Genomic DNA, 21,253 nt, shown 5'->3' with positions numbered 1-21,253 from the left:
ACCTAACTGATATTATATCGAAAAATACAAATTCATGATAGCATTATTCGAAAAACATGAAAAGATTTTCTCGTTTTTTATAATTTTTTGCCATTTTATTAAGAATTATTTTCTATATCGTAGGATTCAATTGCCTTATAATATACAGGCTCCCTGCCAATTGACAGATACGTCACTTCCTCTTTTTTAGCTTCTTCAATATCATGGCAGTTACGACCATCTAGAATAACTGGCTCTTTCATAAGCTGTTTATACGTTGAAAAAGGAATCTCCTTAATTTCATCCCATTCTGTTACAATGAATGCTATATCAGCTTGTGCTAATGCATCTTCTGGTACTTCCATATAATTTAAAGTATCTCCATAAATATGTTGAATATGTCTAGTTGCAATTGGGTCATATACAGCGATTTGTGCTTCGTCTTGTTTGAGAGCATCGATTAGAAGTAGACTTGCTGCTTCACGAATATCATCCGTATTTGGTTTAAAAGCAAGTCCTAGCACTGCTACCTTCTTTCCTTTTAGAGATCCGTAAAGTTCCTTCGCTTTTTCATAAAGCAATACTCGCTGATCATTGTTCACTTCAATCACAGATTTTAACAGGTGAAAATCATAGTTAATATGATTAGCAAGCTGAGCTAAAGCTTTCGTATCCTTTGGAAAACAAGAACCTCCATAGCCAATTCCAGCACGTAAAAACTGATGCCCAATTCGTTGATCTGATCCAATTCCATTAGCTACATCACCGATATCTGCTCCAACTCGTTCACAAATGTTCGCAATTTCATTAATAAAGCTGATTTTTGTAGCTAAAAATGCGTTTGCTGCATATTTAATCATTTCTGCACTTCTAATATTTGTACTGATAATAGGAATGTTTAACGGTGCGTACAATTTTTCTAATATTTCAATTACATAAGGATCTTCTGCACCAATTACAATTCGGTCTCCATTAAACGTATCATAAATAGCTGTGCCTTCTCGTAAAAATTCTGGATTTGAGGCAATACGAATTTTCACATCATGCTTTTTGTGCTTTTCGATAATATCTTTGATCCTGTCGTTTGTCCCAACAGGAACCGTACTTTTTGTTACAACGATTGTATCTTTTACAACGTTTTCAGCAATTGCTTTTGCAACGCTTTCTACATATTGAAGATTTGCTGAACCATCTTTTTGCTCAGGAGTTCCAACCGCAATAAAAATGATGTCTGCATCTTTATATGCTTCTTTTGGCTCGTGAGTGAAAAAGAGGCGGTTTTGTTTGCTGTTTTTTTTCATAAGTTCACTTAAACCAGGTTCATAAATGGGAGAGAATCCATCTTTCATAAGCTGTACTTTATTCTCATCAATATCAAAACATGTTATTTTATAACCCACTTCAGCTAAACAAACACCTGTCACTAATCCTACATATCCTGTCCCAGCAATGGAAATATTCACAATCTTCCCTCCACCATCTTTACTTGTATAGTAAAATAATTTCTAAATTGCTAAGATGTCTTTCATATAAAAAGAGGAAGAATATCCTCCTATAAAGCTAAGAGGCTATTCTTCGCAGATTTTTATTGCTGAAGTTCATTTAGCTTCTTTTTCATATAATCTAAAAGAGCAGGTTTTAGCGCTTGTCGCTCTAATGCAAAATCAATTGTTGCTTTTACAAATCCTAGCTTATCCCCCACATCGTATCGACAACCTTCAAAATGGTACGCTCCTATGCTTTGAAAAGCGCTAAGTCTACTAATTGCATCTGTAAGCTGAATTTCATTTCCAGCTCCTGCTGGCAAATTCTCTAAAATGTGAAAAATTTCAGGTGTTAATATATATCGTCCCATAATCGCATAATTTGAAGGCGCTTCTTCTCTTCTTGGTTTCTCTACGAGAGACTTTACCCTAAAGTAGTCTTCTGTTAGTGTATCTCCAAGTTCAACAATCCCGTACTTTGAAACATTTTTCCATTCTACTTCTTGAACGCCAATGACTGTATGATTTTCTTTTTCATACGCTTTTATAAGTTGCAGTAGGCAAGGTACCTTAGATTGAACAAGATCATCTCCAAGCATGACGGCAAAAGGCTCATTTCCAATGAAGGTACGGGCGCAGTTTACAGCATCCCCTAGTCCCCTTGGCTCTTTTTGACGAATATAGTGGATGTTTGCAAGGCGTGAAATTTGTTGAATCTCTTCTAATGGGTCCCATTTTTGTCGCTTTGCTAACGTTTCTTCAAGCTCATACGATTTATCAAAATGATCTTCAATTGCTCGTTTCCCTCGACCGCTAACAATTAGAATATCTTCAATTCCTGAAGCTACTGCTTCTTCTACAATATATTGAATCGTTGGTTTATCTACAATTGGAAGCATTTCTTTCGGCTGCGCTTTCGTTGCAGGTAAAAAGCGGGTTCCAAGCCCTGCTGCTGGAATAATGGCTTTGCGAATTTTCCCCATACTCTTCACAACCCCTTTGGAAGTAGCTTTTATCTCTCATTCCTGTTTTAAAGTAACAAAAGAATGTTACCAATATATAGTAGCCTTAATTTATCACATTCATATAATACCAAAATGAAAAAAAGGTCGCCAATTTTTACATTAAAGGTTAAAGTTTTACATCTTAATCCGATATGAGACATATTACGTGTTTTTATACTAATAGACGATAAATGTTAGCTCAAGTTTCAAAAACCATAGTATAATAAATTCAAGTATGATTGTTAAAAAATAACATATAGGAGGAATATATGTGAGGAAACGAGTACCATTTTTAACATCGTTAGCAGTTCTAGGCAGTGCTTATCTTTTTCAAACGTCCGTAGACGCAGCAAGTGTCGAAGTAAAGAAAGGCGATACCCTTTTTAAACTTTCAAAACAGTTTAATACAAGTGTCTCTGATTTAAAGAAGGTCAATAACTTAAGCAGCGACCTTTTACGTATTGGACAAGTTCTTCAATTACCAAATGGACAATCTGCAAATGAACAAAGCTCACAAGCCCAACCACCTACTTCAACAAGTAATCATACATCAACATATCAAGTGAAAAGTGGGGACACTCTTTACAAAATTTCATCCCAAACAGGGACATCTGTAGCAGAGCTCAGAACGTTAAATAACCTTAGCTCCAACTTAATTTACGTTGGCCAAACGCTAAAAGTTTCAGGTGAAAGTACATCATCACCAACTACTGGCTCTTCACCTTCACCAACAGGGGGACAAAACGAACAAAGCACAGGTTCTTATACTGTTAAACGCGGTGACTCCTTATGGAAAATTGCCTCTCAATACGGGATAAGCGTTTCTCAATTGCAGAGCCTAAATGGATTAACAACCAATACAATATATGAAAATCAAGTATTGAAAATAACTGGTTCTCCTAAAACAGACAATAACACTTCAAAACCAGCACCACCAAAAACACCTGCTACGCCTACACCAAATGGTTCTATTAATAAACAAAAATTTATTAATGATGCCCTATCTCTTCAAGGTATCCCTTATAAATGGGGAGGCACAACAACAAGCGGATTTGATTGCAGCGGATTTATTTATTATTTATTAAAAGATCAAACAGGCGGACAACGCTTAACAACGGCAGGATATTGGAGCACAACAACAAAAGTCTCTTCTCCACAGCCTGGAGACTTAGTTTTCTTCACTACATACCGTTCTGGTCCTTCTCATATGGGTATTTATTTAGGAAACAATCAATTTGTACATGCTAGTTCCTCAAATGGAGTAAGCGTTTCATCGCTTACAAATTCATACTGGAATCAACGTTATTTAGGAGCTCGAGCTCTTTAATGAAAAAAGACCAGCTACATATTGTAGCTGGTTTATTTTTGGAGAGGTAATAGAGGATAAGTTTATATTGTCTTTTTAGAAGGTATAAGAAGTGAGGCACTGTAAAACGATTTTCCACCCCCTTTCAAGTTGTGATCTATCTAGGATGGTGCTCCTATTTTACGTTGCAAAAAGCGAATCCGATCAGCTATAATTTCCGTTGAAAATACTTTTTCACCTCCATCACGTTCATACTGACGAGTTTGTACTCGACCTGTGATTCCAACTAAAGTTCCTTTTTCACAGTATTGAACTGTATTTTCTGCATTTTTTCTCCATACAGTAACAGAAACAAAGTCAGCGTCAAACTCTCCGTGTTGGTTGCGAAAAGAGCGCTGAACTGCTAATACTAAATGAGTATAAGCAACTCCGTCTGTTGTGTAACGAAGGTCCGGTACTCTTGCAAGACGACCAACTAACGTAACTTGATTAAACAATTAGTGTAACCTCCTTTCTCATTATTAGGGAGGATTAGAGTAGTTAAGGCTATAAAGGGTTTAAGTATGCTATACTAAATAATAATTTCTAATTTTGTGATGGAGGGATGTTATCTTGAAAACGTTTAAACTTGTCCACTTAGATATTGTAAGTCCGGACAAACGAAAAGATCTCTTGCTAAAGGACGGGTTAATCATTAATAAAGAAGATGAGAAAAACCTTTGGACAATTGAAGCATTGCTTCCTAAAACTGAATTAGACTACTTCCAAGAGCTTTGCAGATCAGAAGAGAAGCTAACTGTAAAAGCAACTATTTCTAAAAAAAATAATTTACCAGCTACTTTTCAAACAAAAGTAATTGCTACAACAGAGATGAAGAACTATTTTAGCGTGCTTATGAACGGCTATTTGAAAAACACACGCCCAAATATCGCAGAAGGAATTCTTGCTCAACTATTGCAAGAAGGTCTTGAAGGTGAAGCCCTGTTAAAAGAATTTAAAACAAAAGTTAATAAATCATATCAACGATAGTGCTTTTCGGGAAATGCCATAACATCATTTTCATATAGAGGAGATAGAAAATTGTTTTTATAGGCTTTCCCAAGTACTATCGGCCTTCTTGCCTCCCGTTCTATGCTGCTATACCATTTCGATTTACTTAAATAGAACTTTCTCATCCCTTTTATACCTCCTTTCGCATTTCTATTGTCATCATAATATATTCTCTCTCTTTTGCAATCTCCTTTTGTTATTACCATACTCCTCCTTTCTTTTTTTAGAAGGTTTTCACTGTAAATGTAAGGAAAACTCTTCGATAAGTTGACATAATTATACATATTTTATACAACAAGAGTAGACATACTTTTTAGTAGAAGATTTCTAGTTTTTCTTATTCAAAAGTTTGGGTCTTTATACAATTAAAATTTTTCAAAAACTTCTCTACTTTTTATGATCTATTTAAGAACCTACAGGGCTATGTTCTCAAATAGCACTATGTTTTATTATTCTATTTAAAAGGAGCTTATTTATGGATTCTCTCTGTATGAACATTCGTCACTATCGTAAACAAAGAGGTTGGACACAAGCAGATCTTGCTGGAGAAATGGATATCTCACGTTCTACCATTGCTAAATGGGAAACTGCTCAGCTCTATCCTTCCCTTCAGGACTTCGTTAAGCTCTGCGAAATCTACCAAGTTTCTATGGACAAGCTATATGGGAAAGCAGAACAGAATACACCTTTCCTCAAAGAGTTTCAGCACACCTACAAAAACCATTATTCTAATGAAATTGAGCAACTTGTTAAAGTCTTAAAAAAATACCCTAAGCTTCAAGAAAATCTCTATACTTTTATTTTTAAAAATGATAATGGGTCTAGAAGTCGTGTTCATTTCCTTACAAAGGTCCTTAAAACAATTATTGAAGAATAATAAGATAAAAAGACTGTTGATATAAAATCAACAGTCTTTTATTTAAGTTTATTAGTTAACAAATTTATGAATCCAGAATCTTGCTTCAGCTTTACAAGAGTAATCTACGTTAATATTTCCTTGCTCTTTCGTTAAGCGCTCTAACTGTGCCACTTGTTCTTCCGTCGGCGGCTCTGTTATCACTTTTTGAATTGTCTCGTTAATCTTAACAGCGAGTTCTTGATGAAATTCAGGACTCTCTTTCATCGACTCGTCAATCTTTTTAAACCAAGAAGCATTATTTCTAATATAGGTCTTCCATTGATCGATAAATGCATTAGAACTATATTGACTTTCATTCCACTTAATTTCACTCATATAGTCTTCAAAAGCTTTTGTAATAGAACGCGTAATACTGACTTTTACTCCTTGTGGCAAATCCTTTAACATTTAACGAAAGTACCTCCAAACTGTAAGCTCTCTTTTAACTCATTATAACATAATCAGTTAAAAGAGAGCATGTTACCCTATTATATCCAAAGAAAAAAAGCCGTGCTGCTGCAACGGCTTTTATCCTTCTTGCTTGTCTCCAAGTGCGAACATAATATCTGTCTCACACACAAGTTCTCCGTCAACAGTTGCTACCGCTTTTCCTTTACCAACAGCTCCGCGAAAACGCACCATTTCTACTTCTAAACGAAGCTGATCACCAGGACGAACTTGACGTTTAAAGCGACAGTTATCAATGCCAGCAAAGAAAGCCAAACGGCCACGATTTTCTTCTTTCATTAGCATCGCTACTGCTCCTACTTGTGCAAGTGCTTCCACAATTAAAACTCCTGGCATTACAGGGTATGTAGGAAAGTGTCCGTTGAAGAAGTCTTCATTCGCAGATACATTTTTAATACCAATTGCTTTCTTTCCTTCTTCAACTTCCAAAACGCGATCAACAAGCAAAAATGGATAGCGATGTGGAATAATTTCTTTAATTTGTTCAATATCAAGCATACTTTCTGCACTCCTTACTCTTTCACAATGAATTCCATAATGTGATTCCATGTAGACGGTTTTAAAGCATCGAAAACAGAGCCGTCCCCAATAAAGGCATAGCCAACGACAACCCCAATAAGAGCACTAACCGTCATTAGAACACTGACAATCATAACACGTAACCAAAGGGGAAACAATTTAACCCGATTTTTTCTCGCCTGCTGTAAATCATTCCATGCCGCTTTTAGAAATCCTTCTTTTTTCTTATGCTGATGTCTTACCTCACTTGTTGGTGCTGTCATTGTCTGCCTCATCCCCCGTTCTCTTATAGTTTTATCTCATTGTATTAATTAAACCAAGCATTTGGTCTGAAAGGGTAATAGACTTAGCATTGAATTGATAAGCTCGCTGAGCATTCAACATATTTGCTAATTCATCACCTATATTGACGTTTGATTGTTCTAGCACACCTTGTTCTAATCCAATTCGAGATCTCTCTTGCCCACTAATGTTAAGCATGGGGTTTTCTATTCCTTGTTCCGTTGGGGCAGAAAAGAAGTTGTCTCCATCCCTCATTAGAAGCGCAGGTTTCTGTGCATAAGCAATGCCAAGATCATATACGTTTAAAGGTACTGTTTCATCTTCTCCATAAACAGCTAGTTCTCCTTGCGATGTAAAGGAGATTTTTTGATAGTTTGAAGGAATAATAATGGTTTCCCCATTTTCATCAAGAACAGGATTACCGTCTCCTGTTACAAGCATAACAGAGTTTTCATCTACCTGGGAAAGATTGAACGCTCCGTCTCTTGTATACTTTATTCCGTCTTTTGTAGCAATAGTAAAGAAATAACCTTTCTTATAGAGAGCTACATCTAAATCTCGCTTAGTTGTTGTAAGAGAACCTAATTCATTATCTGTACTCGTGTGGCTAAGCGTCGCTCCTACTCCTTCTCTAATACCGCTCGGAGTTTTTCTGCCTTCGTTCCCTCTAGTATCATCAACAGGGGTAGCAAATTGTTGATATAAAAGAGAGTTAAAATTCGCTTCCTGCCTTTTATATCCTATAGTAGAGCTGTTTGAAACATTATGCGAGATAAGATCAAGCTGCTGTTGCAATCCATTCATCGTATTTGCTGCATTGATCATTGAACGGTTCATAATAAGTTCCCCCCTCTTAACTAATATGCCCTACTTCATTTGCTGCTTTTTCCATACTTTTATCATAAGCCTGCATAACTTTCTGGTTTGCTTCAAATGAACGATAGGCAGACATCATCTCTGTCATTGTTTGTGAGCTATCAACATTTGAATTTTCTAGCATACCTTGATTTACCTTATAAGAAACCTCTTCATTTCCAATAGCGCTTGGAAGAGGAGTCTCAACAGAATAAAGGCCATTTCCTTCTTGGTTCAAATCTTCAACATTATTTGAAAAAGCAATATCAATGGTACCGACCACTTCTCCGTTTTGAGTGACTACACCTTGTTCACTAATCTTAAAATTGTCATCAGTTAACGAAATTCTTGTCCCATTTTGCCCTAAAACATAGTGACCGTCGTTTGTTGTTAAGTAACCAGCATTGCTTAATGCAAAGTTACCGTTCCTTGTATAACGTACCTCATCACCTTGCTCTACTATAAAAAAGAACGAGCCTTTCTGTGCTGCTTTACCTTCTGGAACCTTTCCATCAATAAGAGCTACATCTGTAGAGCGGTCTGTACTCTGAAGTCCACCTTGAGTGAAGCTAGGGGTTAACTCTTGCATATAAGCTCCTGTGTTCAGTGAGCCTATTCTCTTACGAACTGGAATTTGATGATTATCGACTCCTTTTTCACGCTGCACCCTATCAAGCAGCATCTCAGGAAAAGATCGAATTGAAGCCTGATCTTGTTTAAATCCAACTGTATTAACGTTTACCATATTGTTTGTCAGCCGTTCAACATTGCGCTGCTGCGTCATCATACCGCTTGCCGCTGAGTAAAAGCCTTTGAACATATATAGACCTCCATTACTAAAATAAAGGGAAATTTCTATGTTACCGAAACTTCCCTTCCTTATGATAGAAACAATATAGAGTAGACTTCTTTTAACTAAATTGACGGCGTGGCAGTTTATCCATGTTCTCAAGCATAATACCTGTTCCAATAGCCACACAGTCCATCGGGTTCTCAGCTACGAAAACAGGAACTTTTAGTTCTTCTGCTAATAGTTGATCCATTCCGTGTAAAAGTGCTCCACCGCCAGTTAAAATAATCCCTCTATCGATTATATCGGCAGAAAGCTCTGGAGGTGTTTGCTCTAAAACACTTTTCGAAGCTTGCACAATAACAGATACAGATTCTCGTAACGCGCCTTCAATCTCTTCCGACTTGATAGTAATGACACGTGGTAAACCACTCACCATATCTCGTCCTCTAATGTCCATTTCTTCTTGACGATATTGATTAAAGACCGTTCCGATATTGATTTTAATCTCTTCTGCTGTTCTCTCTCCAATAAGCAGTTTATAACGACGTTTAATGTAGTTAAGGATTTCCTGATCAAACTTGTCTCCAGCCATTTTAATGGAGGCAGAAGTTACGATATCTCCCATTGATAAAACAGCTACATCTGTTGTTCCACCGCCAATATCAACGACCATGTTTCCGCTCGGTTGGAAGATTTCCATTCCTGCTCCTAAAGCTGCTACTTTTGGTTCTTCTTCTAAATAAACTTTCTTTCCGCCACTTTTTTCAGCCGCTTCTCTAATTGCTTTCTTCTCAACTAGCGTAATGTCCGTTGGGCAACAGATTAGGATACGCGGTTTTGATAGCACACCTTTTACATTTAATTTATCCATAAAGTATTTCAGCATAGCCTCTGTTACATCAAAATCTGCAATAACACCATCTTTTAATGGGCGAATAGCAATGATATTTGATGGAGTTCTGCCGACCATTTGGCGAGCTTCCTCTCCGACCGCAAGGACTTTTCCTATATTTTTATCGATAGCTACAACAGAGGGTTCATTCAAAACAATTCCTTTTCCTCTTACATGAATCAAAACATTTGCCGTACCTAAATCTATCCCAATATCTTTTGCTAACATTACTGCTTTTTCCTCCTTCAAAATCTTCCTCTTAAAAACACGTTCTTTTGTCCTAATATAGTATTTTATCACAAAAGAGGATATATGTATGATTAATTTTAATATTTTCCCCATATACCAATATGAGTTATTTATTTGATACTTTAGAACTTCTAAATCCTTATAAGTAGGGATTTAGAACTTAAGAAGCGAGCGCTCTAAAAAACAGACGATACCCTTTTAAAAATTAGAGTAATCGTCTGTTTTTTATCTTTTTAGACCTAACAAAACAACCATCTCTACAAATTATTTAACAGGTTCTTGAAGTTCTTCTTTCCTGTATTTTAACTTAGTGGCTTCTCCACCTCGTAAGTGACGAATTGATTTATGATAATCTAAAATCTCCTTCACTTCGTTAGCTAAATCAGGATTGATCTCTGGAAGTCGCTCAGTTAAATCTTTATGGACTGTACTTTTGGAAACTCCAAATTCTCTTGCAATCACTCTAACCGTTTTCTTTGTTTCCACAATATACTTGCCAATCTTGATTGTTCGCTCTTTGATGTAATCGTGCACACCACTCGCCCTCCCCAAATTGGATGTGAGAAGCGTGAAATGAGAGTTGTATCCAAAGTTCTGTTTCAGCTTGTTCATGATTTAAAAAGAAGATAATAGAGGATAAGGTAGGGTATATAGTTTCTCACCTCAAACATTCTCTTTGTTAGGTTTGTAACAGTGTATTAGCTTGGATGAAGATATATGCAACAAAAAGTCAATAGGGACAACAATTTATGAATATTTTTTTACTTTTTATTTTGGGGAATGAGATTTTTGACAGAGTCAGTGACTTTCCAACAGAAATTGAGTCAATTTTTATTAGTCGGGAATTTTGTCACAAAAAAAGAAAGAGCTAGAAGTCTAGCTCTTTCTTTCACTTGTTACGCATTTAATTTTGCACTTGCTTGGCCTGAAGAGGATTCTTCCTGCTTGTCTTGCTCATCTGAAGAGTTTTCTTGCTTCTCATCTTCTTTCTGATCATCAGCTTGCTCTTCTTCTACAGGAGCTTCTTCACTTGCTTTTACAGAACCAACTGTTTTTCCGAAATACTCATTTGGATTTACAACGTTATTATCTTTTCGCACTTCAAAATGTACATGTGTTTCAGCTTCTTTATTAAATAAACTTTGTCCTGCTTTTGCAAGTGCCTGTCCTTGCTTTACAGTGTCTCCAGCTTCCACTTTCACATCTTGTAGTGATTGATAATGTGTTACAACACCATCAGCATGCTCAACTTCAACAACATAGCCTAAAAGAGGATCTTTCTCTGCTCTTGTTACCGTACCACTTGCTGCTGCTGTTACTTTAAAACTTTTTCCATCTTCGCGTGCATAATCAACACCTGTATTCTGATGGTACTGATTGTTATAGAAAACAATTGCTTCTTCTTGTTCTTCCGGTTTTGCACTGTGGTCATAAAACTCTGTCTTTACAACCATTTTGTCTTCATTTGCAAAAGGTTTTGCAATTTCCTCAACGCTTGAATTTACTTCTACAGCATCTTGACTTCCGTCATATACAGTTTGGTCATTATTTTTGTCATTAGCTTGATCATTGCTGTTTCCTTGGAACCAAAGAACTGCTGTAAGAATGATTGCTGCACTGAATAAGTAAACAGCCGGATATACCCAACGTTTTCTAAAAAACTTCTTGAATTTTGATGGTTGTGAAACGCGATTTTTTTCTTCGTCTCTCATATGTTATCACCTCAGCAATCATTCTGAACAAAAACAAGGCATTATATACACAAAAAGAATTTTTTTCACTTATTTTTCGCTAAAAACGTTAAATTATGCAGAAAATAAGAAAAAAGCTTAGAAGAGGTACTCTTTTCTAAGCTTTTATTTCTTGGCCATTAAACTATTCAACTCTTGATCATAGGAGGAAATAGAGACATCTTGATAATAGTGATGAACAATATCTTGATAATCTTTTCCTTCCTCTGCCATTCCATTTGCTCCGTATTGACTCATCCCAATGCCGTGACCGTTCCCTTTTGTGTTAATGGTAATCTCGTTCCCATGCCTTTCAAATGAGAAATCAGTTGAAGCTAATTCTAATTTTGTACGCACGTCTTTACCCGTTAGTGTTTTGTTATCAAATTTCACCTTTTCTACTCGTTTACCAGGAGTAGTTGATATAATTTTCCCTATCTGTTCCCCATCTCCAAGAGTAACACCTAAACTTCTTTCAAATTGATCCACTGATATGACTTTCTTTGCCGTAAACTTTGGTGATTTCTTATCCCAAGGGCTTTCAACACTTTTCAAGTATGGAATTGAATTCGGCCAATATTCTTCTGAATTATCCGTATAACCATTGCTTGTTGAAAAGAAGGTTGCCTCAATTGGATCACCTTTATACGTTAAGATTTCGCCTGTCGTCTCTGCAACAGCTTCTTCAATTTTCTGAATCTTTTCTTCATAGTTACCTTTCCAGAGTTTCTTTAGCTCTTTTCTATTGTGGTAAACCTGATCTTGAACAGTATCCGTGACATTTGCTTCACCTGGAAGGTTAGAAGAGCCTGATGTTAAATGTTTTACAATATAAGTACGAGCTGCTAGAGCTTGAGCTTTCAAAGCTTCTTCTTCAAACTCTGCGGGCATTTCTGCAGCAACAACACCAACTAGGTACTCTTCAAGCGGAAGCTTCTCGATTTCTTTAGTTTCTGTTCTGTATACTGCCACTTTAACAGCTGTTGCGTTCTGTTTCTTTTTTGCACTAGCACTTTCTGTTTCCTTTTTGGGAGGTTGGACACTTTCCATACTCTCTTCACTAGCTTTTTCTCCAAAAGGAACAACTAGAAGAGCAGGAATGATTAAGATGACCGTAAATAGAACTGCTGCTGTGATAAAAAGGGGTTTGTAACGTTTCATGAACGCAAATAGCCTCCACTCTCTTAAAATTTAATCATCTATGTTCATTTTTATGGAAGTGGACAACCTTTTATGACTGAAGAAACCATAAAAAAAAGGTGGCTTATAAAAGCCACCTTTTTATAAATTAAACGTTCATATCTGTTACTTTAGAAACTTCTGGTTTTACAGCTTCATCGTTCACGCGCTCAATGTCTGCTCCAAGGGCAAGTAATTTGCCATGGAAATTCACATAACCACGATCAAGATGCTTAAGCTCTGTAACGCGCGTATAGCCTTCTGCTACAAGACCAGCAAGGATTAGAGCTGCTGCTGCACGTAAATCTGTTGCAGCGACTTCTGCTCCTTGCAATTTAGAAGGTCCGTTAATAATAACTGAACGACCCTCAATTTTAATATCAGCATTCATGCGACGGAACTCTTCCACATGCATGAAACGATTTTCAAAAACTGTTTCTGTAATCATACCTGTACCAGATGCTTGAAGAAGCAATGACATCATTTGTGATTGCATATCCGTTGGGAAGCCCGGATGTGGCATTGTCTTGATGTCAACTGGAGTTAGTTTTTCTGGACCAATAATGCGTAAGCCATCGCCTTCTTCAGTAATGGTTACACCCATTTCTTCCATCTTCGCTACTAGAGAGCTTAAATGCTCCATAACAGCTCCTCTTACAAGGACATTTCCTCCTGTAATCGCTGCAGCTACCATAAATGTACCTGCTTCAATACGATCAGGAATAATCGTATGTTGAGCGCCATATAATGTAGGAACGCCCTCAATACGCATTGTACCAGTGCCAGCTCCTCTGATTTTGCCTCCCATAGCATTAATAAAGTTAGCCAAGTCAACAATTTCAGGTTCTTTAGCACAATTTTCAAGCGTTGTTGTACCGTCTGCAAGAGCTGCAGCCATCATAATGTTTTCAGTAGCACCTACGCTTGGGAAGTCTAAATAAATTTTAGCTCCCTTTAGTCTTCCGTCAACATGAGCTTCAATGAAGCCATTTCCTACCTGTACTTTTGCACCCATTGCTTCAAAGCCTTTAAGATGCTGATCAATTGGTCTTGAACCAATCGCACAGCCTCCCGGTAAAGCTACACTTGCTTTTCCATTACGAGCCAATAAAGGACCCATAACAAGCACAGAAGCACGCATCTTACGTACATATTCAAAAGGCGCATCTGTTTTAAGTTCTTGTGATGCATCTACAACTACTTCATTACCGTTAATCTCTACTTTTGCGTTCAAGTAGCGTAAAACTTCGCTAATTGTAAATACATCGGAGAGAGCAGGTACATCATTCAGAATAGTTTTTCCATCACTAGCTAATAAAGTTGCAGCGATAACAGGCAACACAGCATTTTTTGCACCTTCAACTTTTACTGTGCCGTTCAACTGTTTTCCGCCGCGGACGATGATTTTTTCCAAGGTATTCCCCTCCGCGTCCATTTTCTATATATTAATATTCAGACGTAATAATGGGTGTGCCAACGACAAAGGTCGTCTTTTCGCCCATTCCTTGATTTCTTATTGCTATTTGTAAGTTCATTCTTTGTTGATCTTGTGTCAGAAGAACGTCTTCCCACATTTCAGTATATGCTGTTACTGAAACAAATGCTTCTTCACTAAGCTCTTCGACAGAATCTGCTTTAAATGCTTTCAATAGTTTCTGAGAGCCTAAAGACAAAACACCTTTAATATTATCATTGAAGTGCCCTCTAATACAAGCAAAACTTTCGAAATTTCCTGTAAATAATTCTTCGTTTTTCTTTGTTAAATATGGATTAAAATAAGACCAGACTTCCTGACTCCACTGCTTCCCTTTGACATCATATATAATATACGATTGATGATGTTCTTTTTTGAGGGTCATTAGTAGCTGAATTTTTTCATTAATTCCATACTTTTTCTCTTTCCCTACCCCAACAGCTTTCCAAACCTCTTTATCCTTTTGAATCGACCACTGAAAATGGGCATACTTCTTCTTTAATAAAGCCACTTTGCTCTCAAAAGCTGCTTTTGTTGTTACATCAATTTGCTCTCGATTATAAATTGACCATTCTGTAATCGTTCCTTCTGATTTATGCACCCCGTGAGCAAGCTCTTCAATTGGGTATTTCTCCCCAAAAGCAAAACTCACGTAATTACCATGATATAGGAATATAGCTAGAATGAAAATAGCTAAAAAGACACTATTTTTAAATTTTAACATCCAATTTCTCCCCCTTCTCCTTATCTCTCATTTTTTCCAAATGAGAATGTCTCATACGTGAAAAAAATCGACAGAATTCAGAGGAGATTGTCTAACGATATATCGCTATGCATAGCTATAAAAAGAAAAAACGTTTTGACAGTACAATATTAAAAGAAAAGTGATGGTAACGATTGGGACCATGACAAAAAGTCCAGAAAGAAGTTACTAACGCTTGTGCCGATGGCAATTGTAAGAAGCATTAATAAAAGTCGTGCTTGCACAACACGATTAGCTCTAATCATCTTATCAATGGAAAGAGCTTGAAGAGCCCACCATGTTACAACAAGAAAGATAAGATGTGAAAACATCCCAACTAATGCTTGTTGACCAATTGCTTGTAACATATTTTATCATTCCTTTTAAATCCTATTGTTTTTGCATGCTTGAATTGTTAATAAATATAGATAAAAAAACCTCTAGGGTTTCTACGTTCGTTCCCTAGAGGTTTTTTATGTTAAACGTTACGGCTACCTACTTTAATACGGTTTAAAGCACGTCTTAGAGCAAGTTCAGCACGCTGAACATCAAGGTCAGCTTGCTTGTTAGCTAGCCGCTCTTCCGCACGCTGCTTAGCCTCTTCCGCACGTTTGATATCGATGGCACCTGCTGTCTCTGCTGCCTGTGCTAAAATTGTCACCTGATCCGATCTTACTTCTAGAAAACCGCCGCTTACTGCGATAAAGTCTGTTCCACTTGGCGTGTTAAGTTTTACAGCTCCGATTTTCAACGGTGAGACCATCGGAATATGACCTGGCAAAACACCTAGCTCACCGCCCTGTGTTTTGGCAATGACCATTTCTACATCTTCACTATATACCGGGCCATCAGGAGTTACCACACTGACATTCATCGTCTTCATCTAACACCCTCCTAGGTCCCTATCATTATGCTTGTTGCATTTCTTTTGCTTTTTCAACTACTTCTTCAATGCGTCCAACTAGACGGAAAGCATCTTCTGGAAGATCATCATACTTACCAGCAAGAAGTTCTCCAAATCCTTTAACAGTTTCTTTTACAGGAACATATGAACCTTTCTGACCTGTAAACTGTTCAGCAACGTGGAAATTTTGAGACAAGAAGAATTGAATACGACGTGCACGGTGTACTGTCAGTTTATCTTCTTCTGAAAGCTCATCCATTCCTAAGATTGCAATGATATCTTGAAGCTCTTTGTAACGCTGTAGAGTTTGCTGAACTTGACGTGCAATATTGTAATGTTCTTCACCTACATATTCAGGTGAAAGTGCACGAGAAGTTGAAGCAAGCGGATCTACCGCTGGATAGATACCCATCTCTGATAACTTACGCTCAAGGTTTGTTGTTGCATCTAAGTGAGCAAATGTTGTTGCTGGTGCTGGATCTGTATAGTCATCGGCAGGAACGTAGATTGCTTGGATTGACGTAACAGAACCAACGTTTGTTGATGTAATACGCTCTTGTAATTGACCCATCTCTGTTGCAAGAGTTGGCTGATAACCTACGGCTGAAGGCATACGTCCTAGAAGGGCAGATACCTCACCACCTGCTTGTGTAAAGCGGAAAATGTTATCAATGAAAAGAAGTACGTCTTGACCTTGCTCATCACGGAAATGCTCTGCCATTGTAAGACCTGTTAGTGCTACACGTTGACGAGCACCAGGTGGTTCATTCATTTGACCGAATACCATAGCTGTTTTATTGATAACTCCAGAGTCTTTCATTTCATAATAAAGGTCATTACCTTCACGTGTACGCTCTCCAACACCTGCGAATACTGAGATACCGCCATGCTCTTGAGCGATGTTATTGATAAGCTCCTGAATTAGAACGGTTTTACCAACACCCGCTCCTCCAAACAGCCCAATTTTTCCACCTTTAATATACGGTGCTAATAAATCGATAACTTTAATACCTGTTTCAAGAATCTCAACTTCTGTTGATAAATTCTCAAAGGTTGGTGCTTGACGGTGAATTGGATCACGCTGAATATCTGCAGGAAGATCTGGATCAAGGTCAATTTTCTCTCCAAGAACGTTAAATACGCGTCCTAATGTAACATCCCCTACTGGAACAGAGATTGGAGCTCCTTTATCTTCCACTTCCATACCGCGAACAATACCATCTGTTGATGACATTGCTACAGCGCGAACTGTGTCGTCCCCTAAGTGAAGAGCAACTTCTAGTGTAAGGTCAATACTCACATTATTTTCATTATTTGCTTCACGAACAATGTGAAGCGCGTTATAGATTTCTGGAAGGTGTCCACTTTCAAATTTCACGTCTACAACTGGACCCAGAACTTGAGTAACGCGTCCTTTTGTCATCATGTTCCCTCCTAACGTACATTTATCAGTCTAAAACAAGGAATAGTATGTAAAATTCCTTTGTTCAATGTAAAATTTCTATTCAAGTGCCGCTGCTCCACCAACAATTTCAGTAATTTCTTGTGTAATTGCTGCTTGTCGAGCACGGTTATAAACAAGTGTAAGCGAGCTAATAAGATCTTTTGCATTATCTGTCGCATTTTTCATTGCTGTCATACGTGCAGCATGTTCACTTGCTTTTCCATCTAATAAAGCTCCATAAATAAGGCTTTCTGCATATTGAGGAAGTAACACTTCTAAAATTTCTTCTTGAGAAGGTTCAAACTCATAAGATGTAAGATTAAGAGACTTACTCTCTGCTCCAATATCTGTTAGAGGAAGAAGCTGCTTCTCTGTTACTTCTTGCTGAATAGCACTTACAAAATGGTTGTAGAATAAATGAATTTCATCAAACGTCTCGTCACCAAACATGTTTACTGTTTGAGATGCAAGGTCTTTAATATCTGAAAAACTCGGTTGATCAGACAGACCAATAACTTCAAGCATGATTGGAACTTCACGCTTTTTGAAAAAGTCTCGGCCAACGCGTCCAACGACAATAACGCCATATTCGTTTGGAGACTGATGATTTTGCTTAATTTTATTATAAACCGTACGAAGAATGCTGCTGTTATAAGCACCTGCTAAACCACGATCAGATGTAATGACAACGTAGCCTGTACGTTTAACTTCACGAGACTTTAACATAGGATGTGTAGCATTACGGCTTCCGCTCGCAATACTTGCAACAACATCTTGGATTTTATCCATATACGGGTTAAAAGACTTTGCATTTGTCTCAGCTCGATTTAGCTTGGAGGCTGAAACCATCTCCATTGCTTTCGTAATTTGGCTTGTTTTCTTCGTCGAATTAATTCGAGACTGAATATCACGTAAAGATGCCAAAGGTCTCACCACCTTTTTTTCAAAAAGTCACGTTGAAGTTTAAAGAGGAAAGCTCTTTAAACTTCCCTTTTTATTCTTCTGATACAACGAACTTCGTTTTAAATTCTGCGATTGCACCTTTGAACTCTTCGTCTTCAGGTAAGTTTCCTGTCGCACGGATAGCGTTCATCATATCGCTCTTGTTCTTTTCTAACCATGTAAGATATTCTTCTTCAAAGCGTTGAATATCACCTACAGGAATATCATCAAGGAAACCACGAGTTAACGCATAAAGAATAGCAACTTGCTTATCAACTGTTAAAGGCTTATTTAATCCTTGTTTCAATACTTCAACAGTTCGCTGCCCACGGTTAAGTTTTGCTTGTGTTGCTTTATCAAGGTCTGAACCAAACTGGGCGAATGACTCTAGTTCACGGAAAGAAGCTAAGTCAAGACGAAGCGTTCCGGCTACTTTTTTCATTGCTTTAATTTGAGCAGATCCTCCAACACGAGATACAGAAAGACCTGCATTGATCGCTGGACGTACGCCTGAGAAGAACAAGTCTGATTGTAAGAAAATCTGTCCATCTGTAATGGAAATTACGTTTGTTGGAATGTATGCTGAAACATCACCAGCTTGCGTTTCGATGAATGGAAGAGCTGTTAGAGAACCTGCTCCTTTTGCATCTGAAAGCTTTGCTGCACGCTCAAGTAAACGAGAGTGTAAGTAGAATACATCACCAGGATATGCCTCACGACCTGGAGGACGACGTAATAATAATGAAAGTTCACGATATGCTGATGCTTGTTTTGTTAAGTCATCATATACAACTAGAACGTGTTTTCCATTGTACATAAACTCTTCACCCATTGTTACACCTGCATATGGTGCTAAGAACAGCAATGGTGCAGGCTGTGAAGCAGACGCTGTCACAACAATTGTATAGTCAAGAGCTCCTTTTTTACGAAGCGTTTCTACTACGTTACGTACTGTAGATTCTTTCTGTCCAATAGCAACGTAGATACAAATCATATCTTCGTCTTTTTGGTTTAAGATTGTATCGATTGCAACAGATGTTTTACCTGTTTGACGGTCACCAATGATTAACTCACGCTGACCACGACCAATTGGAACAAGAGCATCGATTGCTTTAATTCCAGTTTGCAATGGTTCATGAACTGATTTACGATCCATAACACCTGGTGCTTGGCTTTCAATTGGACGAGTTTTCGTTGCGCCAATTGGACCAGCTCCATCAACTGGTTGCCCAAGTGGGTTTACGACACGACCAATTAGTTCTTCACCAACTGGTACTTCCATAATTCTTCCTGTACGGCGAACTTCATCACCTTCACGGATATCTGTATAAGGTCCTAAAATAACAATACCTACGTTATTTGTTTCTAAGTTTTGTGCTAATCCCATAACACCGTTTGAGAATTCCACAAGCTCTCCAGCCATAACACCATCTAAGCCATGAACACGAGCAATACCATCTCCGACCTGGATTACTGTTCCCACGTCATGAACTTGAACATCTGACTGATAGTTTTCAATTTGCTTTTTTATCAGTGCACTAATTTCTTCAGCTTTAATGCTCATGTGTTTCACCCCTATCTACGATCTCTTTGTAAGCGTGCTACGGACACGGTCTAGGCGTCCTTTCACACTGCCATCATATATACGATTGCCAATTCGAAGCTTTACACCACCAATAAGACTTGGGTCAACAATGTTTTCAATATGTAAAGACTTCTTGTTTACTTTCTTAGAAAAAGTATTGGAAAGCGACGATTTCTCATCTTCGCTTAGTGCTTTTGCAGAATAAACCAGCGCTTTTGCCACGCTCTTTTCTTCATCATATAGCGCAAGGAAATGATCAATCACTTCAGTCACAATAGCAATTCGGTGACGATCTAAAAGTAATAAAAGCGCGTGCTGAACTGGTGGAAGACATGTAGAAAACGTTTCTTCCATCAACGCCTTCTTTTTTTGTCTATCAATCTTAGGATGTGTTAAAATTTCAAGAAATTGCGGATTTTCATCGAACACATTTTTAATGATTTCAAGCTGTTTGCTTGCCTCATCTAAAATATGTTGCTCTTTTGCTAATTGAAACAAGGCCACTCCGTAACGTCTTGCAACTACTCCGTTACTCATTACGCTCGCCCTACTTCATTAATATATTGTTTGATTAATTGCTCCTGATCATCTTCAGAAAGCTCTTTTTCAATAACTTTAGAGGCAATTAAAACAGATAGAGAGGCAACTTGCTCGCGTACAGAATCCATTGCTTGCTCTTTCTCAAGCTCAATTTCTCTTTTCGCAGATTCTTTCAAACGCTGCGCTTCATTTCTTGCAGCAGCGATGATTTCTTCTTTCTTCTCATCTGCTGTTTTACGCGCTTCTTCCATCATTGTTTGAATCTCTTGACGAGAATTTTTTAGAATTTCGCGTTGTTCTTCAGCTAGCTTTCTAGCCTCAGCATTGCTTTGTTCTGCTTGATCAATTTCATCCGCAATATATTGCTCACGCTTTTTCATAATACCCATAATAGGCTTCCATGCAAATATCTTTAAAAGCACTAGTAGGATAATAAACATAACAAGTTGGAAAAGCATATCTCCAACTAGAAAGCCTCCACCAGCTGCTCCTAACATAAGTGAATCTGGATTTAGAACAGACATCGCGATGCTCACTCCTTTCAGAGGGTTACCGTTTTTTTAATGTATTATAAAGAAAAAATAGTTTGTGAATAAAGGAAAGGCGAAGGTTCGTAGAGAATGATCTTCGCCGTGTTCATCCTTGTTAAGATTCTTGTTAAGATTCTTGTTATTGGCCTTGGAAAATGAATGCCATTACTACAGCGATAATCGGTAATGCTTCAACAAGGGCAACCCCGATAAACATGATTGTTTGTAGTTTACCTTGTGCTTCTGGTTGACGAGCAACACCTTCTACTGTACGTGAAACGATTAATCCGTTACCAATCCCTGCACCAAGTGCACCTAAGCCAATTGCAATTGCAGCTGCTATTAAATTCATTTAAAAGCTCCTCCTTTAATTTATGTATTAATGTAGTTAATTTATATAACTT

At 37.7% G+C, this 21,253-nt stretch carries 26 protein-coding genes; 3 read left to right on the top strand and 23 right to left on the bottom strand.

Annotated features, from left to right (window positions below; translation table 11 throughout):
• Positions 1–98: 98 nt before the first annotated feature.
• Both BM012_RS10970 and galU read right to left on the bottom strand, forming a co-directional pair.
• The gene (locus BM012_RS10970) at positions 99–1,442 is read right to left on the bottom strand and encodes a UDP-glucose dehydrogenase family protein (RefSeq protein ID WP_061804776.1); all 1,344 of its coding nucleotides are present in this window, start codon (positions 1,440–1,442) and stop codon (positions 99–101) included.
• Between the two features lie 122 nt (positions 1,443–1,564).
• Positions 1,565–2,446, bottom strand: coding sequence for a UTP--glucose-1-phosphate uridylyltransferase GalU (gene galU / locus BM012_RS10965; protein ID WP_061804777.1), 882 nt, complete (start codon positions 2,444–2,446; stop codon positions 1,565–1,567).
• 292 nt (positions 2,447–2,738) lie between these two features.
• Between galU and BM012_RS10960 the strand changes: the two genes are divergently transcribed.
• A complete protein-coding gene (locus BM012_RS10960) occupies positions 2,739–3,794 on the top strand; it encodes a C40 family peptidase (RefSeq protein WP_061804778.1) in 1,056 nt (351 codons plus the stop codon).
• A 140-nt stretch (positions 3,795–3,934) separates the two neighbouring features.
• Here the strand turns inward: BM012_RS10960 and BM012_RS10955 are convergent, their stop codons facing one another.
• Positions 3,935–4,270, bottom strand: a complete 336-nt coding sequence (locus BM012_RS10955) for a single-stranded DNA-binding protein (RefSeq protein WP_061804779.1) — start codon at positions 4,268–4,270, stop codon at positions 3,935–3,937.
• 115 nt (positions 4,271–4,385) lie between these two features.
• Here BM012_RS10955 and BM012_RS10950 point away from each other — a divergent pair, with 115 nt between their 5' ends.
• On the top strand, positions 4,386–4,802 hold the full coding sequence (locus tag BM012_RS10950) for a YwpF family protein (RefSeq protein ID WP_061804780.1): 417 nt from the start codon (positions 4,386–4,388) through the stop codon (positions 4,800–4,802).
• On the opposite strand, the gene BM012_RS26395 is transcribed toward BM012_RS10950, so the two are convergent.
• Positions 4,793–4,948 carry a hypothetical protein gene (locus tag BM012_RS26395; protein ID WP_161939314.1) on the bottom strand — a complete coding sequence of 52 codons (156 nt, stop codon included), beginning with the start codon at positions 4,946–4,948 and terminating at the stop codon, positions 4,793–4,795. The two genes, BM012_RS10950 and BM012_RS26395, sit on opposite strands and share 10 nt — an antisense overlap.
• A gap of 350 nt (positions 4,949–5,298) precedes the next feature.
• Between BM012_RS26395 and BM012_RS10940 the strand changes: the two genes are divergently transcribed.
• Positions 5,299–5,700: a helix-turn-helix domain-containing protein gene (locus BM012_RS10940; protein WP_061804782.1), complete on the top strand. Its 402-nt coding sequence runs from the start codon at positions 5,299–5,301 to the stop codon at positions 5,698–5,700.
• Between the two features lie 51 nt (positions 5,701–5,751).
• Here the strand turns inward: BM012_RS10940 and BM012_RS10935 are convergent, their stop codons facing one another.
• The 19 genes from BM012_RS10935 to atpE all read right to left on the bottom strand — a co-directional run bounded on the left by BM012_RS10935 (position 5,752) and on the right by atpE (position 21,201).
• Complete coding sequence (locus BM012_RS10935; protein WP_061804783.1) at positions 5,752–6,129, bottom strand: hypothetical protein; 378 nt, start codon at positions 6,127–6,129, stop codon at positions 5,752–5,754.
• A 120-nt stretch (positions 6,130–6,249) separates the two neighbouring features.
• On the bottom strand, positions 6,250–6,687 hold the full coding sequence (gene fabZ, locus BM012_RS10930) for a 3-hydroxyacyl-ACP dehydratase FabZ (protein WP_019394820.1): 438 nt from the start codon (positions 6,685–6,687) through the stop codon (positions 6,250–6,252).
• A 14-nt stretch (positions 6,688–6,701) separates the two neighbouring features.
• Positions 6,702–6,983: a DNA-directed RNA polymerase subunit beta gene (locus BM012_RS25880; protein WP_225985354.1), complete on the bottom strand. Its 282-nt coding sequence runs from the start codon at positions 6,981–6,983 to the stop codon at positions 6,702–6,704.
• Positions 6,984–7,002: 19 nt separating this feature from the next.
• Positions 7,003–7,827 (bottom strand): flagellar hook-basal body protein, encoded by an 825-nt coding sequence (locus BM012_RS10920; protein ID WP_061804784.1) that lies wholly within the window; start codon positions 7,825–7,827, stop codon positions 7,003–7,005.
• A 16-nt stretch (positions 7,828–7,843) separates the two neighbouring features.
• On the bottom strand, positions 7,844–8,665 hold the full coding sequence (locus tag BM012_RS10915) for a flagellar hook-basal body protein (RefSeq protein WP_061804785.1): 822 nt from the start codon (positions 8,663–8,665) through the stop codon (positions 7,844–7,846).
• 91 nt (positions 8,666–8,756) lie between these two features.
• On the bottom strand, positions 8,757–9,758 hold the full coding sequence (gene mreB, locus BM012_RS10910; RefSeq protein ID WP_061804786.1) for a rod shape-determining protein: 1,002 nt from the start codon (positions 9,756–9,758) through the stop codon (positions 8,757–8,759).
• Positions 9,759–10,043: 285 nt separating this feature from the next.
• A complete protein-coding gene (gene spoIIID / locus BM012_RS10905; RefSeq protein ID WP_019394815.1) occupies positions 10,044–10,313 on the bottom strand; it encodes a sporulation transcriptional regulator SpoIIID in 270 nt (89 codons plus the stop codon).
• 362 nt (positions 10,314–10,675) lie between these two features.
• Positions 10,676–11,491 carry a stage II sporulation protein SpoIIQ gene (locus BM012_RS10900; RefSeq protein ID WP_061804787.1) on the bottom strand — a complete coding sequence of 272 codons (816 nt, stop codon included), beginning with the start codon at positions 11,489–11,491 and terminating at the stop codon, positions 10,676–10,678.
• A 144-nt stretch (positions 11,492–11,635) separates the two neighbouring features.
• Positions 11,636–12,670 carry a stage II sporulation protein D gene (gene spoIID / locus BM012_RS10895; protein WP_061804788.1) on the bottom strand — a complete coding sequence of 345 codons (1,035 nt, stop codon included), beginning with the start codon at positions 12,668–12,670 and terminating at the stop codon, positions 11,636–11,638.
• A gap of 127 nt (positions 12,671–12,797) precedes the next feature.
• Positions 12,798–14,102: a UDP-N-acetylglucosamine 1-carboxyvinyltransferase gene (gene murA / locus BM012_RS10890; protein ID WP_019394812.1), complete on the bottom strand. Its 1,305-nt coding sequence runs from the start codon at positions 14,100–14,102 to the stop codon at positions 12,798–12,800.
• A gap of 31 nt (positions 14,103–14,133) precedes the next feature.
• Entirely contained in the window at positions 14,134–14,886 is a 753-nt protein-coding gene (locus tag BM012_RS10885; protein WP_061804789.1) for a YwmB family TATA-box binding protein, read from the bottom strand.
• Positions 14,887–15,035: 149 nt separating this feature from the next.
• Positions 15,036–15,272 (bottom strand): DUF1146 family protein, encoded by a 237-nt coding sequence (locus BM012_RS10880; protein ID WP_019394810.1) that lies wholly within the window; start codon positions 15,270–15,272, stop codon positions 15,036–15,038.
• Positions 15,273–15,382: 110 nt separating this feature from the next.
• A complete protein-coding gene (locus BM012_RS10875) occupies positions 15,383–15,787 on the bottom strand; it encodes a F0F1 ATP synthase subunit epsilon (protein ID WP_061804790.1) in 405 nt (134 codons plus the stop codon).
• A 25-nt stretch (positions 15,788–15,812) separates the two neighbouring features.
• A complete protein-coding gene (gene atpD / locus BM012_RS10870; protein WP_019394808.1) occupies positions 15,813–17,231 on the bottom strand; it encodes a F0F1 ATP synthase subunit beta in 1,419 nt (472 codons plus the stop codon).
• 78 nt (positions 17,232–17,309) lie between these two features.
• A complete protein-coding gene (locus tag BM012_RS10865) occupies positions 17,310–18,176 on the bottom strand; it encodes a F0F1 ATP synthase subunit gamma (protein WP_019394807.1) in 867 nt (288 codons plus the stop codon).
• Positions 18,177–18,246: 70 nt separating this feature from the next.
• A complete protein-coding gene (gene atpA, locus BM012_RS10860; protein ID WP_061804791.1) occupies positions 18,247–19,758 on the bottom strand; it encodes a F0F1 ATP synthase subunit alpha in 1,512 nt (503 codons plus the stop codon).
• A 15-nt stretch (positions 19,759–19,773) separates the two neighbouring features.
• On the bottom strand, positions 19,774–20,316 hold the full coding sequence (locus BM012_RS10855; RefSeq protein ID WP_061804792.1) for a F0F1 ATP synthase subunit delta: 543 nt from the start codon (positions 20,314–20,316) through the stop codon (positions 19,774–19,776).
• A complete protein-coding gene (atpF, locus tag BM012_RS10850; protein WP_061804793.1) occupies positions 20,316–20,843 on the bottom strand; it encodes a F0F1 ATP synthase subunit B in 528 nt (175 codons plus the stop codon). Before atpF ends, BM012_RS10855 begins: the two co-directional genes overlap by 1 nt.
• Positions 20,844–20,988: 145 nt before the next feature.
• On the bottom strand, positions 20,989–21,201 hold the full coding sequence (gene atpE / locus BM012_RS10845; protein WP_061804794.1) for a F0F1 ATP synthase subunit C: 213 nt from the start codon (positions 21,199–21,201) through the stop codon (positions 20,989–20,991).
• Between the last annotated feature and the right edge of the window lie 52 nt (positions 21,202–21,253).

It is taken from the genome of Priestia endophytica DSM 13796, from assembly GCF_900115845.1.
Classification (GTDB): Bacteria; Bacillota; Bacilli; order Bacillales; family Bacillaceae_H; genus Bacillus_I; species Bacillus_I endophytica.
The sequence above is the reverse complement of the archived record's forward strand: the minus strand, read 5'-3'. Positions and strand labels throughout refer to the sequence as shown.

Excerpts from the sequence above, each read along its gene's own strand:
- atpF (WP_061804793.1), bottom strand. The coding sequence starts at position 20,843 with ATGTCTGTTCTAAATCCAGATTCACTTATGTTAGGAGCAGCTGGTGGA.
- mreB (WP_061804786.1), bottom strand. The coding sequence starts at position 9,758 with ATGTTAGCAAAAGATATTGGGATAGATTTAGGTACGGCAAATGTTTTG.
- BM012_RS10855 (WP_061804792.1), bottom strand. The coding sequence starts at position 20,316 with ATGAGTAACGGAGTAGTTGCAAGACGTTACGGAGTGGCCTTGTTTCAA.
- BM012_RS26395 (WP_161939314.1), bottom strand. The coding sequence starts at position 4,948 with ATGAGAAAGTTCTATTTAAGTAAATCGAAATGGTATAGCAGCATAGAA.
- BM012_RS10935 (WP_061804783.1), bottom strand. The coding sequence starts at position 6,129 with ATGTTAAAGGATTTGCCACAAGGAGTAAAAGTCAGTATTACGCGTTCT.
- atpE (WP_061804794.1), bottom strand. The coding sequence starts at position 21,201 with ATGAATTTAATAGCAGCTGCAATTGCAATTGGCTTAGGTGCACTTGGT.
- BM012_RS10940 (WP_061804782.1), top strand. The coding sequence starts at position 5,299 with ATGGATTCTCTCTGTATGAACATTCGTCACTATCGTAAACAAAGAGGT.
- BM012_RS10900 (WP_061804787.1), bottom strand. The coding sequence starts at position 11,491 with ATGAGAGACGAAGAAAAAAATCGCGTTTCACAACCATCAAAATTCAAG.
- BM012_RS10875 (WP_061804790.1), bottom strand. The coding sequence starts at position 15,787 with ATGAAGACGATGAATGTCAGTGTGGTAACTCCTGATGGCCCGGTATAT.
- BM012_RS10880 (WP_019394810.1), bottom strand. The coding sequence starts at position 15,272 with ATGTTACAAGCAATTGGTCAACAAGCATTAGTTGGGATGTTTTCACAT.
- BM012_RS25880 (WP_225985354.1), bottom strand. The coding sequence starts at position 6,983 with ATGAGGCAGACAATGACAGCACCAACAAGTGAGGTAAGACATCAGCAT.
- BM012_RS10885 (WP_061804789.1), bottom strand. The coding sequence starts at position 14,886 with ATGTTAAAATTTAAAAATAGTGTCTTTTTAGCTATTTTCATTCTAGCT.
- atpA (WP_061804791.1), bottom strand. The coding sequence starts at position 19,758 with ATGAGCATTAAAGCTGAAGAAATTAGTGCACTGATAAAAAAGCAAATT.
- galU (WP_061804777.1), bottom strand. The coding sequence starts at position 2,446 with ATGGGGAAAATTCGCAAAGCCATTATTCCAGCAGCAGGGCTTGGAACC.
- BM012_RS10920 (WP_061804784.1), bottom strand. The coding sequence starts at position 7,827 with ATGAACCGTTCAATGATCAATGCAGCAAATACGATGAATGGATTGCAA.
- atpD (WP_019394808.1), bottom strand. The coding sequence starts at position 17,231 with ATGACAAAAGGACGCGTTACTCAAGTTCTGGGTCCAGTTGTAGACGTG.
- BM012_RS10915 (WP_061804785.1), bottom strand. The coding sequence starts at position 8,665 with ATGTTCAAAGGCTTTTACTCAGCGGCAAGCGGTATGATGACGCAGCAG.
- spoIID (WP_061804788.1), bottom strand. The coding sequence starts at position 12,670 with ATGAAACGTTACAAACCCCTTTTTATCACAGCAGCAGTTCTATTTACG.
- fabZ (WP_019394820.1), bottom strand. The coding sequence starts at position 6,687 with ATGCTTGATATTGAACAAATTAAAGAAATTATTCCACATCGCTATCCA.